We start from the raw sequence: 13,375 nt of genomic DNA, 5'->3' as shown, positions 1-13,375 counted from the left end.
GGACGGATTAAGGAATGAGCGAAGCTCTAAACGATCTTGCTGCTTACGTTAAGGAAGCGCGTGGTTCCCTCGTGGTTTCGGCCGATATCGCCTATGGCGAGCTGACGCTGAACACGACGACGGAAAGCGTTATCGCGCTTTTGACGTTCCTGCGTGACGATGTGCAGTGCGGTTTCGTCAACATCATCGATATTTGCGGCGTCGACTGGCCGCAGCGCGAGAAGCGTTTCGACGTTGTCTATCACCTCTTGTCGCCGCGCCAGAATCTGCGCGTGCGCATCAAGCTGCAGGTGGCGGAAGACGAGGGCGTTCCCTCGGCAACCTCCGTTTACATGGGTGCAGACTGGTTCGAGCGCGAAGCCTGGGATATGTACGGCATTCCTTTCGAAGGCCATGCGGATCTTCGCCGAATCCTCACCGATTACGGTTTCGAAGGTCATCCGCTGCGCAAGGATTTTCCGGTTACCGGCTTTGTGGAAGTACGCTACGATGACGTTCTGAAACGGGTTCTCTATGAACCGGTCGAACTGAAGCAGGAATTCCGCAATTTCGATTTCCTCTCTCCCTGGGAGGGGACTGACTATGTTCTCCCGGGTGATGAAAAGGCCAAGCAATGAGCGAAGCCCCCGCGACAGAGCACGGACAATGTCTTTGCGGCGCCGTTGGCTTCAATGCCAGCATCGGCGCCCGCGAATTCGGCGTTTGCCATTGCTCGATGTGCCGCCGCTGGTCCGGCGGAACATTTCTGGCTGTCGAATGCGCTGACGTCGCCATCGAGAACGAGGAACATTTCGGTGTTTATACCTCGTCGGAATGGGGCGAGCGCTGCTTCTGCAAAAATTGCGGCAGCACGCTGATGTGGCGCTCCAAGGATGGCAAGCATTTTGCCGTCTCGTTGCAGGCTTTCGACAACCCTTCCAGTTTCCATTTTGCGTCGCAGATTTTCACGGATGAGAAGCCTTCGAGCTATTCTTTCGCGCAAACCACGCAGAACATGACCGGCCCCGAATTCATCGCCATGATCACCTCGGCGGAGCACTAGAATGACTGAGCATAACGTCCGCAATTTCACGATCAACTTCGGTCCGGAACACCCTTCCGCGCACGGCGTGCTGCGTCTGGTTCTGGAACTGGACGGCGAAATCGTCGAGCGCGTCGATCCGCATATCGGTCTTCTGCATCGCGGCACCGAAAAGCTGATCGAGACCAAGACCTACCTTCAGGCGGTGCCTTATTTCGACCGTCTCGACTACGTCGCGCCGATGAACCAGGAACACGCTTTCGCGCTCGCCGTCGAAAAGCTGCTGGGTCTCGAAATCCCGATGCGCGGCCAGCTGATCCGCGTGCTTTATTCGGAAATCGGCCGCATCCTGTCGCACATCATGAACGTGACGACTCAGGCCATGGACGTCGGCGCAATGACGCCGCCTGTGTGGGGCTTCGAGGAACGTGAAAAGCTGATGGTGTTCTACGAGCGCGCCTGTGGCGCCCGCATGCACTCGGCCTATGTCCGTCCGGGCGGCGTGCATCAGGATCTGCCGCCGGAACTGGTCGAAGATATCGGAAAATGGTGCGATCCCTTCATTACCGTTCTCGACAATATCGAAGGCCTGTTGACCGACAACCGCATCTACAAGCAGCGTAACGTCGATATCGGCGTCGTCTCGCTTGAAGACGCCTTTGCCTGGGGTTTCACGGGCGTCATGGTGCGCGGTTCGGGTGCTGCCTGGGATTTGCGTCGCGCGCAGCCCTACGAGTGCTATTCCGATCTGGAGTTCGATATCCCCGTCGGCAAGAACGGCGACTGCTATGACCGTTACCTGATCCGCATGCAGGAAATGCGCGAATCGGTGAAGATCATGAAGCAGTGCGTCGATCTTCTCTCCGGCAAGCACCGCATCGGCCCGGTCTCCTCGCTGGATGGCAAGGTGGTTCCGCCCAAGCGCGGCGAGATGAAGCGTTCGATGGAAGCTCTTATCCATCACTTCAAGCTCTATACCGAAGGCTATCACGTTCCGGCCGGCGAAGTTTACGCCGCCGTCGAAGCGCCGAAGGGCGAGTTCGGCGTCTACGTGGTCGCCGATGGTTCGAACAAGCCCTACCGCTGCAAGATCCGCGCGCCGGGTTATGCACATTTGCAGGCGATGGATTTCCTGTGCAAGGGCCATCAGCTTGCCGACGTTACAGCCGTGCTCGGCTCCCTCGACATCGTGTTCGGGGAGGTCGACCGCTGATGCGTCTGCCGCTGGCCATCTTGGCTTTTCTTGCTGCGATGTCGACCTCCGCTCTCGCCCAGACGGCGACGGACGAGGGGGGCGTATCGCTATCAAGCAGCGGCGGTTCCACCATCAAGCAGCTTCTGTCTTCGGGATACGAGATCAAGGGCTCGGTTCCCAATGGCAGCAAGTTCATCGTGTTCATGCAGAAAGACAAGGCGGCTTATGCCTGCGAATTCGTCACGGTGGCGAGATCGCGTTGTGAGACGTTAAACTGAAAAGGCGTGAGGAAGTATGTCCGTTCGTCGACTAGCCGAAGATCAGTTCCAGCCCGTGGCATTTGCCTTTAACGCGGATAATACCGCATGGGCGGAAAAGACGATCCAGAAATATCCGGAGGGACGCCAGCAATCGGCGGTTATCCCGCTGCTTATGCGTGCGCAGGAGCAGGACGGCTGGGTTACCCGCGCCGCCATCGAAAAAATCGCCGACATGCTGGATATGGCCTATATCCGCGTCATGGAAGTAGCGACCTTCTACACCCAGTTCCAGCTGAAGCCGGTCGGCACACGCGCCCATGTTCAGGTTTGCGGCACCACGCCCTGCATGCTGCGCGGCTCCGAAGCGCTGATGGATGTCTGCCGCAAGAAGATCCACCATGATCCGCTGCACACCAACGAGAGCGGCACGCTGTCCTGGGAAGAAGTGGAATGTCAGGGCGCCTGCGTCAACGCGCCGATGGTCATCATCTTCAAGGATGCCTATGAGGATCTGACGCCCGAGCGCCTGGAAGAGATCATCGACACGTTCGAGGCAGGCAAGGGTGACACGGTCAAGACAGGTCCCCAGATCGACCGTCACCAGTCGGTGCCCGTTGGCGGCCTGACGACGCTGACGGAAGAGATCAAGCCAGATCGCTCCAATCTCGACAAGCCTGCGGAAGCTCCGGCGGAAGCAGCCCCCGTTCTTCCTTCGAATGCCGCCAAGCCGAAGACGGACGCACCGGAAACCGATCCGAAGCTGAAGACGCCTGCGAACGAGCCCAAGGCTGCTGCGGAAAACGCAAAGGCAGGGGAACAGCAATCGGCAGGCAAGGAAGCGACAGCATCCAGACCGTCGCTTGAGTCAGCCGACCGTCCGGCAGGCATTGAAAAGCCCGCTGCGCCCGATGACCTGAAACTCATTTCAGGCGTTGGCCCGAAGATCGAAGGCACGCTTAACGAGCTCGGCATCTTCACCTATGCGCAGATTGCCGGCTGGAAGAAGGCCGAGTGCGACTGGGTGGATGGTTATCTGAATTTCAAGGGCCGCATCGAACGCGATGAGTGGATCAAGCAGGCCGAGGCGCTCGCCAAGGGTGGCGAAGCCGAGTATATCAGGGTCTTCGGCAAGAAGCCGCGGTAAAGGGTGAAGCATGTTAAAAGATCAGGATCGCATCTTTACCAATCTCTACGGCCTCAAGGACAAGTCCCTGAAGGGCGTGATGGCGCGCGGCCATTGGGATGGCACCAAGCAGATCATCGAAAAGGGTCGTGACTGGATCATCAACGAGATGAAGGCTTCCGGCCTTCGCGGTCGCGGCGGCGCAGGCTTCCCGACGGGTCTCAAGTGGTCCTTCATGCCCAAGGAAAGCGACGGCCGTCCGCATTATCTCGTGGTCAACGCCGACGAATCCGAGCCCGGCACCTGCAAGGACCGCGAAATCCTGCGCAACGATCCGCATACGCTGATCGAAGGCTGCGTTATCGCCGGTTTCGCCATGGGTGCACACACCGCCTATATCTACGTGCGTGGCGAATATATGCGCGAACGTGAGGCGCTTCAGGCCGCCATCGATGAATGTTACGATGCGGGCCTGCTCGGCAAGAACAACAAGAACGGCTGGGATTTCGACATCTACGTCCATCACGGCGCAGGTGCCTATATCTGCGGCGAAGAGACAGCACTGCTCGAAAGCCTCGAGGGCAAGAAGGGCCAGCCGCGCCTGAAGCCGCCGTTCCCGGCCAATATGGGTCTTTACGGTTGCCCGACGACCGTCAACAACGTCGAATCCATCGCCGTTGCTCCGACCATTCTGCGCCGAGGTGCGGCATGGTTCTCGTCTATCGGCCGTCCGAACAATGTCGGCACCAAGCTGTTCATGGTCTCCGGCCATGTCGAGCGTCCATGCACCTTCGAAGATGCGCTGGGCCTGTCCTTCCGTGAGCTGATCGAACACCATTGCGGTGGCATTCGCGGCGGCTGGGACAATCTGCTTGGCGTCATCCCCGGCGGCGCATCCTGCCCCATCGTGCGCGGTGAGGACATGAAGGACGCCATCATGGACTTCGACGGCATGCGCGAAGTGAAGTCGTCCTTCGGCACCGGCGGCATGATCGTCATGGACAAGTCCACCGACGTCATCAAGGCGATCGCCCGCATCGCGGCGTTCTTCAAGCATGAAAGCTGCGGCCAGTGCACGCCGTGCCGTGAAGGCACCGGCTGGATGTGGCGCGTGCTGGAACGCATGGTGAAGGGCAACGCGCAGAAGCGCGAAATCGACATGCTGTTCGAAGTGACGAAGCAGATTGAAGGCCACACCATCTGTGCTCTCGGCGACGCCGCCGCATGGCCGGTACAGGCGCTGATCCGCAATTTCCGTCCGGAAATCGAAAAGCGCATCGACCAATATACCTACAGGGCCATGGATGATGGCGCTGTTCTGGAAGCTGCCGAATAAGCTTTTCGCAGTTTGCATGCGGCGCGGGGATGATCCCGGCGCCGGAAAACCATGAAGCGCCTGACCGACGAGATGAAGTGTCGGGCGCGATTAAGGATTTGTTGCGGACCGTGTGAGAGACACGGGACGAACAGGCAACAGGACGTAAGTAGAACCATGGCAAAGCTCAAGGTTGACGGTAAAGAGATCGAGGTTCCGGATCATTTCACGCTGTTGCAGGCGTGCGAGGAGGCTGGTGCTGAAGTTCCGCGCTTTTGTTTTCATGAGCGCTTGTCGGTCGCGGGTAACTGCCGCATGTGTCTCATTGAGGTGAAGGGCGGACCGCCCAAGCCCGCCGCATCCTGCGCCATGGGCGTGCGCGACGTTCGCGGCGGCCCGAATGGCGAATTGCCTGAGGTTTTCACCAATACGCCGATGGTCAAGAAGGCCCGCGAAGGCGTGATGGAGTTCCTTCTCATCAACCACCCGCTCGATTGCCCGATCTGCGACCAGGGCGGCGAATGCGACCTGCAGGACCAGGCTATGGCCTTCGGTATCGCCGGTTCGCGTTACGCGGAAAACAAGCGTGCGGTTGAAGACAAATATATCGGCCCGCTCGTCAAGACGGTAATGAACCGCTGCATCCACTGCACGCGCTGCGTCCGTTTCACAACGGAAGTTGCCGGCATCGCCGAACTCGGCCTCATCGGCCGCGGCGAGGATGCTGAAATCACCACCTATCTCGAGCAGGCAATGACCTCCGAGCTTCAGGGCAACGTCGTCGATCTTTGCCCGGTCGGTGCGCTCACCTCCAAGCCTTTCGCTTTCACTGCCCGTCCGTGGGAACTGAACAAGACCGAAACCATCGACGTGATGGACGCTCTCGGTTCGGCAATCCGCGTCGATACCCGTGGCCGCGAAGTCATGCGCGTCATGCCGCGTGTCAACGAGGCAATCAACGAAGAGTGGATCTCCGACAAGAGCCGCTTCATCTGGGACGGCCTGAAGACGCAGCGTCTCGACCGCCCTTACGTCCGCAAGGATGGCCGCTTGCAGCCCGCAAGCTGGGGCGAAGCCTTCGGCGCTATCAAGCAGGCGGTTGCCGCAACCAGCGGCAGCAAGATCGGCGCGATTGCCGGTGACCTTGCTTCCGTCGAGGAAATGTTCGCGCTGAAGTCGCTTCTGGCGTCGCTCGGCTCGGCCAATGTCGATTGCCGTCAGGATGGCGCAGCGCTTGATCCGTCTTTGGGTCGCGCCAGCTACCTGTTCAATTCCACAATCGAAGGCATCGAGCACGCGGATGCGCTGCTGATCGTCGGCGCCAACCCGCGTTATGAAGCGGCCGTACTCAATGCACGTATCCGCAAGCGCTGGCGTCGCGGTGGTTTCCCGATCGGCGTGATCGGCGAAGCCGGTGAACTGCGCTACAACTACGAATATCTAGGCTCCGGCGCGGAAACGCTTTCCGATCTCGCCAATGGCTCTCACAGCTTCGTTGAGAAGCTGAAGTCCGCCAAGAACCCGCTGATCATCATCGGCCAGGGCGCCCTGGCACGCGCCGATGGTGCAGCCGTTCTCGCGGCCGCTGCGAAGCTTGCCGTTTCGGTTGGCGCAATCAGCGAAGAGTGGAACGGTTTCTCGGTGCTTCACACCGCAGCTGCCCGCGTCGGTGGTCTCGACATCGGCTTCGTGCCGGGCGAGGGCGGTGCTGCTGCTGCCGAAATGGTAACGTCCATGGACGTTCTCTTCCTGCTCGGCGCCGATGAAATCGACCTGTCGAACAAGGGCGCCAAGTTCACCGTCTACATCGGCAGCCACGGCGATCATGGCGCGATGAACGCCGACGTCATCCTTCCGGGTGCGGCCTATACCGAAAAATCCGGTATCTGGGTCAACACCGAAGGCCGCGTTCAGGTGGGCAACCGCGCCGGTTTCGCACCGGGCGAGGCCCGTGAAGACTGGGCGATCCTGCGTGCGCTTTCCGACGTACTCGGCAAAAAGCTGCCGTTCGATTCGCTGTCGGCGCTGCGCGGCCAGCTTTATGTCGCGCATCCGCATCTGGCGGAAACCGATGAGATCGTTGCCGGCAACGGCGCGGATGTCGAGGCACTTGCCGCTCGCGCGGGCAGCCTCAATAAGTCTGCGTTTGCCTCGCCGGTAAAAGACTTTTATTTGACGAACCCGATTGCGCGCGCATCCGCCGTCATGGCCGAGTGTTCCGCATTGGCCCGCAACAATTTCCAGGCTGCGGCAGAGTAAGGGTAGGGGATTATGGAATCGTTTTTCTGGAGCTACGTCTGGCCCGCGCTGATCATGGTCGGCCAGTCCCTGCTGCTTCTCGTTTGCCTTCTGGTGGCCATCGCCTTCCTTCTGCTTGCCGACCGTAAGGTCTGGGCAGCCGTGCAGTTGCGCCGTGGGCCCAACGTCGTCGGCCCCTTTGGTCTGTTCCAATCCTTCGCCGACCTTTTGAAATTCATCCTGAAGGAACCCGTCATTCCGGCGGGCGCCAACAAGGCGGTCTTCCTTCTGGCGCCGCTGGTTGCCGTAACGCTGGCGCTCGCCACCTACGCGGTCATCCCCTTTGCCGATGGCTGGGTCGTTGCCAATATCAATGTCGGCATTCTCTACATTTTCGCGATTTCCTCGCTTGAAGTGTACGGCATCATCATGGGCGGCTGGGCTTCGAACTCGAAGTACCCGTTCCTCGGCGCGCTTCGTTCGGCGGCGCAGATGGTGTCCTACGAAGTGTCGATCGGCCTCGTCATCGTCACCGTGCTTCTGTGCGTCGGCTCGCTCAACCTCACGGATATCGTTCTGGCGCAGCGTACCGGCCTCGGCACGATGATCGGTCTGCCGGCTTCGTTCCTCGACTGGCACTGGCTGTCGCTGTTCCCGATGTTCATCGTGTTCTTCATCTCGGGCCTTGCCGAAACCAACCGTCCGCCCTTCGACCTTCCGGAAGCGGAATCGGAACTGGTTGCAGGTCACATGGTCGAATATGGCTCGACGCCTTACATGATGTTCATGCTCGGCGAATATGCTGCGATCGTTCTGATCTGCTGCCTGACGACGATCCTGTTCCTTGGTGGCTGGCTGCCGATCGTGGATGTGTGGTTCCTGAACTGGATTCCGGGCATTGTCTGGTTCGCGCTCAAGGGCTGCATGGTTTTCTTCATGATCGCTCTGGTGAAGGCCTTCGTTCCGCGTTACCGCTATGACCAGCTCATGCGCCTTGGCTGGAAGGTATTCCTGCCGCTGTCGCTCGCCATGGTCGTTATTGTTGCATTCGTATTGAAGCTGACGGGGTGGGCCGGTTGATGTCCGTACGCCTCGCTCAGAAATCTGGAGTTTGAGATGGCCAGCCTTTCCCAAGCCGTCAATTCACTGTTCCTCAAGGAGTTCGTCGGTGCGATCTTCCTGACGATGCGCCACTTCTTCAAGCAGAAGGCCACGGTGAATTATCCTTTCGAAAAGGGCCCGGTGTCTCCGCGCTTCCGCGGCGAGCATGCGCTGCGCCGTTATCCGAACGGTGAAGAGCGCTGCATCGCCTGCAAGCTGTGTGAGGCGATCTGTCCCGCTCAGGCGATCACCATCGAAGCCGGTCCGCGCCGCAATGACGGCACCCGTCGCACGGTGCGTTACGACATCGACATGGTGAAGTGCATCTATTGCGGTTTCTGCCAGGAAGCCTGCCCGGTGGATGCCATCGTCGAAGGCCCGAACTTCGAATTCGCGACGGAAACCCGCGAGGAGCTCTATTTCGACAAGCAAAGGCTTCTCGACAATGGCGACCGCTGGGAGCGTGAAATCGCGCGCAACCTCGCACTGGATGCGCCTTACCGTTAAGGCGCAACCGTCTTTCCGGGGGAGACCCCGGAAAGCGAAGAAAGAGTAAAAGAGCCTGCACGGTTATCGCCGGCGGGGACGAAACGGGTAGAGCGCGCGATTGCGCGGTCTTTGCCCGGATGAGGACAAGAAGGCACCAACATGGGTCTGCACGCTGTATTCTTTTATATATTCGCTTTCGTCGCCGTGGCGTCTGCGTTCATGGTCATCGCATCGAAGAACCCTGTTCATTCGGTGCTGTTTCTGATTTTGACCTTCTTCAACGCAGCCGCGCTGTTCCTGCTGACGGGGGCCGAATTCCTCGCCATGATCCTGCTCGTCGTTTATGTCGGTGCGGTGGCGGTGCTCTTCCTCTTCGTCGTCATGATGCTGGATGTGGATTTTGCGGAGCTGCGCTCCGGCGTGCTGCAATATGCGCCGATCGGTGCGCTGATCGGTATCATCCTCGCGGCTGAACTGATCGTCGTGGTCGGTGGCAGCGTGCTCAACCCGCAGGCCGCCAAATCGATTACCATGCCGATCCCGTCACCGGCCGTGCGCACCAATACGGCCGCGCTGGGCGACGTGCTCTATACCAATTACGTCTACTTCTTCCAGCTTGCCGGTCTCGTGCTGCTGGTGGCCATGATCGGCGCCATCGTGCTGACGCTGCGTCACCGCACCGACATCAAGCGGCAGAACATATCCACGCAGGTCGGCCGTGACCCGAAGACCGCCGTCACCACGGTCAAGGTCAAGCCGGGCCAGGGCATCTGAAGGCGCGAACGGATCCAAGGAAACAGAATATGGAAATCGGTCTTTCCCACTACCTGACGGTCAGCGCGATCCTCTTCACGATCGGCATCTTCGGTATCTTCCTCAACCGGAAGAACGTCATCGTCATCCTCATGTCGATCGAACTCATCCTGTTGGCGGTCAACATCAACATGGTGGCGTTCTCGGCTTTCCTGAACGACATCGTCGGCCAGGTCTTCGCACTGTTCATTCTGACCGTCGCCGCCGCCGAAGCGGCCATCGGTCTTGCAATACTCGTTGTCTTCTACCGCAACCGCGGATCGATCGCTGTCGAAGACGTCAATATGATGAAGGGCTGATACGGCTATGATCTACAAGGCTATCGTCTTTCTTCCCCTGATCGGCTTCCTGATTGCCGGCCTGTTTGGCCGGTCGATCGGCGCCAAGGCTTCGGAATATGTCACCACCGGTCTGATGATCGTGGTCGCCGTCCTGTCGTGGATCGTTTTCTTCTCCGTCGCGCTTGCCCATGGCGAGCCGGGCGAGGTGATCAAGGTCACCGTGCTGCGCTGGATCCAGTCCGGCGGCATCGACGTCGAATGGGCGTTCCGGATCGATACGCTGACGGCCGTCATGTTCGTCGTCGTCAACACCGTCTCGACGCTGGTGCACCTCTATTCGATCGGATACATGCACCACGATCCGCATCGTCCGCGCTTCTTTGCCTATCTTTCGCTGTTCACCTTCGCCATGCTGATGCTGGTGACCTCCGACAACCTGCTGCAGATGTTCTTCGGCTGGGAAGGCGTTGGTCTGGCGTCGTACCTGCTGATCGGTTTCTGGTTCAAGAAGCCTTCGGCGTCTGCTGCTGCCATGAAGGCGTTCATCGTCAACCGTGTTGGGGACTTCGGCTTCATTCTCGGCATATCAGGCGTCTTCGTGCTGTTCGGCTCGATCAATTTTGAGACCATCTTCGCTGCCGCGAGCACCTATCTGCCGGCTGAAGGTGCAGCTTCCACCGAAACCGTCATCAACCTGTTCGGCATGCAGCTGGACAAGGCCAATGCGATGACGGGCGTCTGCCTGCTGCTCTTTATGGGCGCCATGGGTAAGTCGGCGCAGTTCCTGCTGCACACCTGGCTGCCGGACGCGATGGAAGGCCCGACCCCTGTGTCCGCCCTCATTCACGCCGCAACCATGGTCACCGCCGGTGTCTTCCTGGTTGCCCGCATGTCGCCGCTGTTCGAATTGTCGCATGATGCGCTCACCGTCGTGACGCTGGTCGGCGCCATCACCGCCTTCTTCGCAGCGACCGTCGGTCTCGTGCAGAACGATATCAAGCGCGTGATTGCCTATTCGACCTGCTCGCAGCTCGGTTACATGTTCGTGGCACTTGGCGTCGGCGCTTATGGCGCGGCCGTGTTCCACCTCTTCACGCATGCCTTCTTCAAGGCACTGCTGTTCTTGTGCGCCGGTTCGGTTATCCATGCCGTCGATGGCGAGCAGGACATGCGTTACATGGGCGGCCTGCGCAAGCATATCCCCATCACCTTCTGGACGATGACCGTCGGCACGCTTGCGCTGACAGGTGTGGGCATTCCGGGCACGATGATCGGCTTTGCCGGCTTCTTCTCGAAGGACGTCATCATCGAATCCGCTTATGCGTCCCATTCGGTGCTGTCGGGTTTCGCCTTCACGCTGCTGGTCATCGCCGCGCTGTTCACCAGCTTCTACTCCTGGCGTCTGGCGTTCATGACCTTCTTCGGAAAGCCGCGCGCTTCGGCTGACGTGATGCACCATGTGCATGAATCGCCGATGGTCATGCTGATCCCGCTCTTCATCCTCACCGTCGGTGCGATTTTCGCCGGTGTTGTCTTCGAAGGTTATTTCTTCGGCCATGAATATGCCGAGTTCTGGAAGGGTGCTCTCTTCACGCTTCCGGAAAATGAAATCCTTGACGAGTTCCACCATGTTCCGCTGTGGGTCAAGTGGAGCCCGTTCTTCGCCATGGCGCTTGGTTTTGTCACCGCATGGTACATGTATATCAAGTCGCCGGAGACGCCGAAGCGTCTGGCAGCGACCCATCGCGGCCTCTATCAGTTCCTCTTGAACAAGTGGTATTTCGACGAGCTTTACGACTTCCTGTTCGTGCGTTCCGCAAAGGCGCTTGGCCGCTTCCTGTGGAAGAAGGGCGACGTGGCCGTCATCGACCATTATGGACCGAACGGCATTGCAGCGCGTGTGGTTGACGTGACCAACCGCATGGTCCGCCTGCAATCCGGTTACCTTTATCACTATGCCTTTGCGATGCTGATCGGCATCGCGGCGCTTGTCACCTGGATGATGCTCGGGAGTGCGTTTTGATGACCGATTGGCCAATTCTTTCAACGGTCACCTTTCTGCCGCTCGTCGGCGTGGTGCTCTTGCTGCTGACCAATGAGAACGGCCCTTACGGTCGCCGCAACATTCTCAACGTCTCGCTGCTGACGACCGTTTTCACCTTCCTGGTGTCGCTGTTCGTCTGGATCGGCTTCGATAATTCGAACCCCGGTTTCCAGATGGTGGAGAAACACGCATGGTTCGGCAACATCGCCGCCTATCATCTGGGCGTCGACGGCATCTCCATGCTGTTCGTCATCCTCACCACCTTCCTCATGCCTTTCTGCGTGCTGGCAAGCTGGCAGTCGGTTGAAAAGCGCATCAAGGAATACATGATCGCCTTCCTGCTTCTGGAAGTCGTCATGATCGGCGTCTTCGTGGCGCTGGATACCGTTCTTTTCTACGTCTTCTTCGAAGCAACGCTGATCCCGATGTTCATCATCATCGGCGTCTGGGGCGGCAAGGATCGCGTCTACGCATCCTACAAGTTCTTCCTCTACACGCTGCTTGGCTCGGTTCTGACCATGCTCGCCATCATGGCGATGTACTGGCAGTCCGGCACGACCGATATGACGGAATTGCTGAAATACGGCTTCCCGGCCGGCATGCAGACGTGGCTATGGCTTGCCTGTTTCGCGGCATTCTCGGTCAAGATGCCGATGTGGCCGGTGCACACCTGGCTGCCGGATGCGCACGTGCAGGCGCCGACCGCGGGTTCCGTCATTCTGGCAGGCGTCATGCTGAAGCTTGGCGGTTACGGTTTCATCCGTTTCTCGCTATCGATGTTCCCCTTGGCGTCGGACTATTTCGCACCCTTCGTCTTCACGCTGTCGGTTCTCGCCATTATCTACACCTCGCTGGTGGCGATGATGCAGGACGACATCAAGAAGCTGATCGCCTATTCCTCCGTCGCCCACATGGGTTACGTGACCATGGGCATCTTCGCGGCCAATGTGCAGGGCGTGCAGGGCGCAATCTTCCAGATGCTGTCGCACGGCATCGTGTCGGGCGCGCTCTTCCTCTGCGTCGGCGTCGTTTACGATCGGCTGCATACCCGTGAGATCTCTGCCTATGGCGGTCTCGTGAACAACATGCCGAAATATGCCGTCGCCTTCATGATCTTCACCATGGCCAATGTCGGTCTGCCCGGCACCTCCGGCTTCGTTGGTGAATTCCTGACGCTGATCGGCGTATTCCGCGCCAACACGCTGGTCGCGCTGTTTGCGGCAACCGGCGTCATCCTCTCGGCCGCTTACGCGCTGTGGCTTTACCGCCGCGTGATTTTCGGTGCGCTTGAGAAGGAAAGCCTGAAATCGATGCTCGATCTGTCAACCCGCGAAAAGGTCATCCTTTATCCGCTGGTTGCGCTGACGATCTTCTTCGGCGTCTATCCGGCTCCGGTTTTCGATGCGACAGCCGCTTCGGTCGATCTTCTGGTAAACAACTATACGGCTGCATTGCAGGCGGCGCAAAATGTTGCGCTTTCTATGAATTGACGACA

The 13,375-nt window shown here is 59.0% G+C and carries 13 protein-coding genes; all 13 read left to right on the top strand.

The window, feature by feature from the left end; translation table 11 throughout:
* Window positions 1-14 precede the first annotated feature (14 nt).
* A complete protein-coding gene (locus tag FB593_RS03265) occupies window positions 15-617 on the top strand; it encodes an NADH-quinone oxidoreductase subunit C (protein ID WP_003512657.1) in 603 nt (200 codons plus the stop codon).
* The gene (locus FB593_RS03260) at window positions 614-1,042 is read left to right on the top strand and encodes a GFA family protein (RefSeq protein ID WP_038490727.1); all 429 of its coding nucleotides are present in this window, start codon (window positions 614-616) and stop codon (window positions 1,040-1,042) included. Before FB593_RS03265 ends, FB593_RS03260 begins: the two co-directional genes overlap by 4 nt.
* Window position 1,043: 1 nt before the next feature.
* Window positions 1,044-2,234, top strand: coding sequence for an NADH-quinone oxidoreductase subunit D (locus FB593_RS03255; protein ID WP_003512668.1), 1,191 nt, complete (start codon window positions 1,044-1,046; stop codon window positions 2,232-2,234).
* Window positions 2,234-2,494, top strand: a complete 261-nt coding sequence (locus tag FB593_RS03250) for a hypothetical protein (protein WP_113473846.1) — start codon at window positions 2,234-2,236, stop codon at window positions 2,492-2,494. The genes FB593_RS03255 and FB593_RS03250 overlap by 1 nt, the downstream gene beginning before the upstream one ends.
* A gap of 16 nt (window positions 2,495-2,510) precedes the next feature.
* On the top strand, window positions 2,511-3,620 hold the full coding sequence (locus FB593_RS03245) for an NADH-quinone oxidoreductase subunit E (RefSeq protein ID WP_019565474.1): 1,110 nt from the start codon (window positions 2,511-2,513) through the stop codon (window positions 3,618-3,620).
* 10 nt (window positions 3,621-3,630) lie between these two features.
* Window positions 3,631-4,935, top strand: coding sequence for an NADH-quinone oxidoreductase subunit NuoF (gene nuoF / locus FB593_RS03240; protein ID WP_003502381.1), 1,305 nt, complete (start codon window positions 3,631-3,633; stop codon window positions 4,933-4,935).
* Window positions 4,936-5,091: 156 nt separating this feature from the next.
* Entirely contained in the window at window positions 5,092-7,173 is a 2,082-nt protein-coding gene (gene nuoG / locus FB593_RS03235) for an NADH-quinone oxidoreductase subunit NuoG (protein ID WP_145166322.1), read from the top strand.
* A 12-nt stretch (window positions 7,174-7,185) separates the two neighbouring features.
* The gene (gene nuoH / locus FB593_RS03230) at window positions 7,186-8,232 is read left to right on the top strand and encodes an NADH-quinone oxidoreductase subunit NuoH (RefSeq protein WP_013635951.1); all 1,047 of its coding nucleotides are present in this window, start codon (window positions 7,186-7,188) and stop codon (window positions 8,230-8,232) included.
* 36 nt (window positions 8,233-8,268) lie between these two features.
* Window positions 8,269-8,760 carry an NADH-quinone oxidoreductase subunit NuoI gene (nuoI, locus tag FB593_RS03225; RefSeq protein ID WP_003512679.1) on the top strand — a complete coding sequence of 164 codons (492 nt, stop codon included), beginning with the start codon at window positions 8,269-8,271 and terminating at the stop codon, window positions 8,758-8,760.
* A 141-nt stretch (window positions 8,761-8,901) separates the two neighbouring features.
* Window positions 8,902-9,516, top strand: coding sequence for an NADH-quinone oxidoreductase subunit J (locus tag FB593_RS03220; protein ID WP_003512680.1), 615 nt, complete (start codon window positions 8,902-8,904; stop codon window positions 9,514-9,516).
* 29 nt (window positions 9,517-9,545) lie between these two features.
* Window positions 9,546-9,854, top strand: coding sequence for an NADH-quinone oxidoreductase subunit NuoK (nuoK, locus tag FB593_RS03215; protein WP_003496445.1), 309 nt, complete (start codon window positions 9,546-9,548; stop codon window positions 9,852-9,854).
* 7 nt (window positions 9,855-9,861) lie between these two features.
* Window positions 9,862-11,859, top strand: coding sequence for an NADH-quinone oxidoreductase subunit L (gene nuoL / locus FB593_RS03210; RefSeq protein WP_013635952.1), 1,998 nt, complete (start codon window positions 9,862-9,864; stop codon window positions 11,857-11,859).
* On the top strand, window positions 11,859-13,370 hold the full coding sequence (locus FB593_RS03205; protein WP_013635953.1) for an NADH-quinone oxidoreductase subunit M: 1,512 nt from the start codon (window positions 11,859-11,861) through the stop codon (window positions 13,368-13,370). The genes nuoL and FB593_RS03205 overlap by 1 nt, the downstream gene beginning before the upstream one ends.
* Window positions 13,371-13,375 lie beyond the last annotated feature (5 nt).

It is taken from the genome of Rhizobium sp. SJZ105, assembly GCF_007828365.1.
Taxonomy (GTDB): Bacteria; Pseudomonadota; Alphaproteobacteria; order Rhizobiales; family Rhizobiaceae; genus Agrobacterium; species Agrobacterium tumefaciens.
This window is presented reverse-complemented; position numbering and strand designations above follow the sequence as displayed.

What these genes read in the sequence shown, in the direction of transcription:
- FB593_RS03205 (WP_013635953.1), top strand. Translation starts at nt 11,859, where the DNA reads ATGACCGATTGGCCAATTCTTTCAACGGTCACCTTTCTGCCGCTCGTC.
- nuoH (WP_013635951.1), top strand. Translation starts at nt 7,186, where the DNA reads ATGGAATCGTTTTTCTGGAGCTACGTCTGGCCCGCGCTGATCATGGTC.
- FB593_RS03265 (WP_003512657.1), top strand. Translation starts at nt 15, where the DNA reads ATGAGCGAAGCTCTAAACGATCTTGCTGCTTACGTTAAGGAAGCGCGT.
- FB593_RS03245 (WP_019565474.1), top strand. Translation starts at nt 2,511, where the DNA reads ATGTCCGTTCGTCGACTAGCCGAAGATCAGTTCCAGCCCGTGGCATTT.
- nuoL (WP_013635952.1), top strand. Translation starts at nt 9,862, where the DNA reads ATGATCTACAAGGCTATCGTCTTTCTTCCCCTGATCGGCTTCCTGATT.
- FB593_RS03250 (WP_113473846.1), top strand. Translation starts at nt 2,234, where the DNA reads ATGCGTCTGCCGCTGGCCATCTTGGCTTTTCTTGCTGCGATGTCGACC.
- FB593_RS03260 (WP_038490727.1), top strand. Translation starts at nt 614, where the DNA reads ATGAGCGAAGCCCCCGCGACAGAGCACGGACAATGTCTTTGCGGCGCC.
- FB593_RS03255 (WP_003512668.1), top strand. Translation starts at nt 1,044, where the DNA reads ATGACTGAGCATAACGTCCGCAATTTCACGATCAACTTCGGTCCGGAA.
- nuoI (WP_003512679.1), top strand. Translation starts at nt 8,269, where the DNA reads ATGGCCAGCCTTTCCCAAGCCGTCAATTCACTGTTCCTCAAGGAGTTC.
- nuoG (WP_145166322.1), top strand. Translation starts at nt 5,092, where the DNA reads ATGGCAAAGCTCAAGGTTGACGGTAAAGAGATCGAGGTTCCGGATCAT.
- nuoF (WP_003502381.1), top strand. Translation starts at nt 3,631, where the DNA reads ATGTTAAAAGATCAGGATCGCATCTTTACCAATCTCTACGGCCTCAAG.
- nuoK (WP_003496445.1), top strand. Translation starts at nt 9,546, where the DNA reads ATGGAAATCGGTCTTTCCCACTACCTGACGGTCAGCGCGATCCTCTTC.
- FB593_RS03220 (WP_003512680.1), top strand. Translation starts at nt 8,902, where the DNA reads ATGGGTCTGCACGCTGTATTCTTTTATATATTCGCTTTCGTCGCCGTG.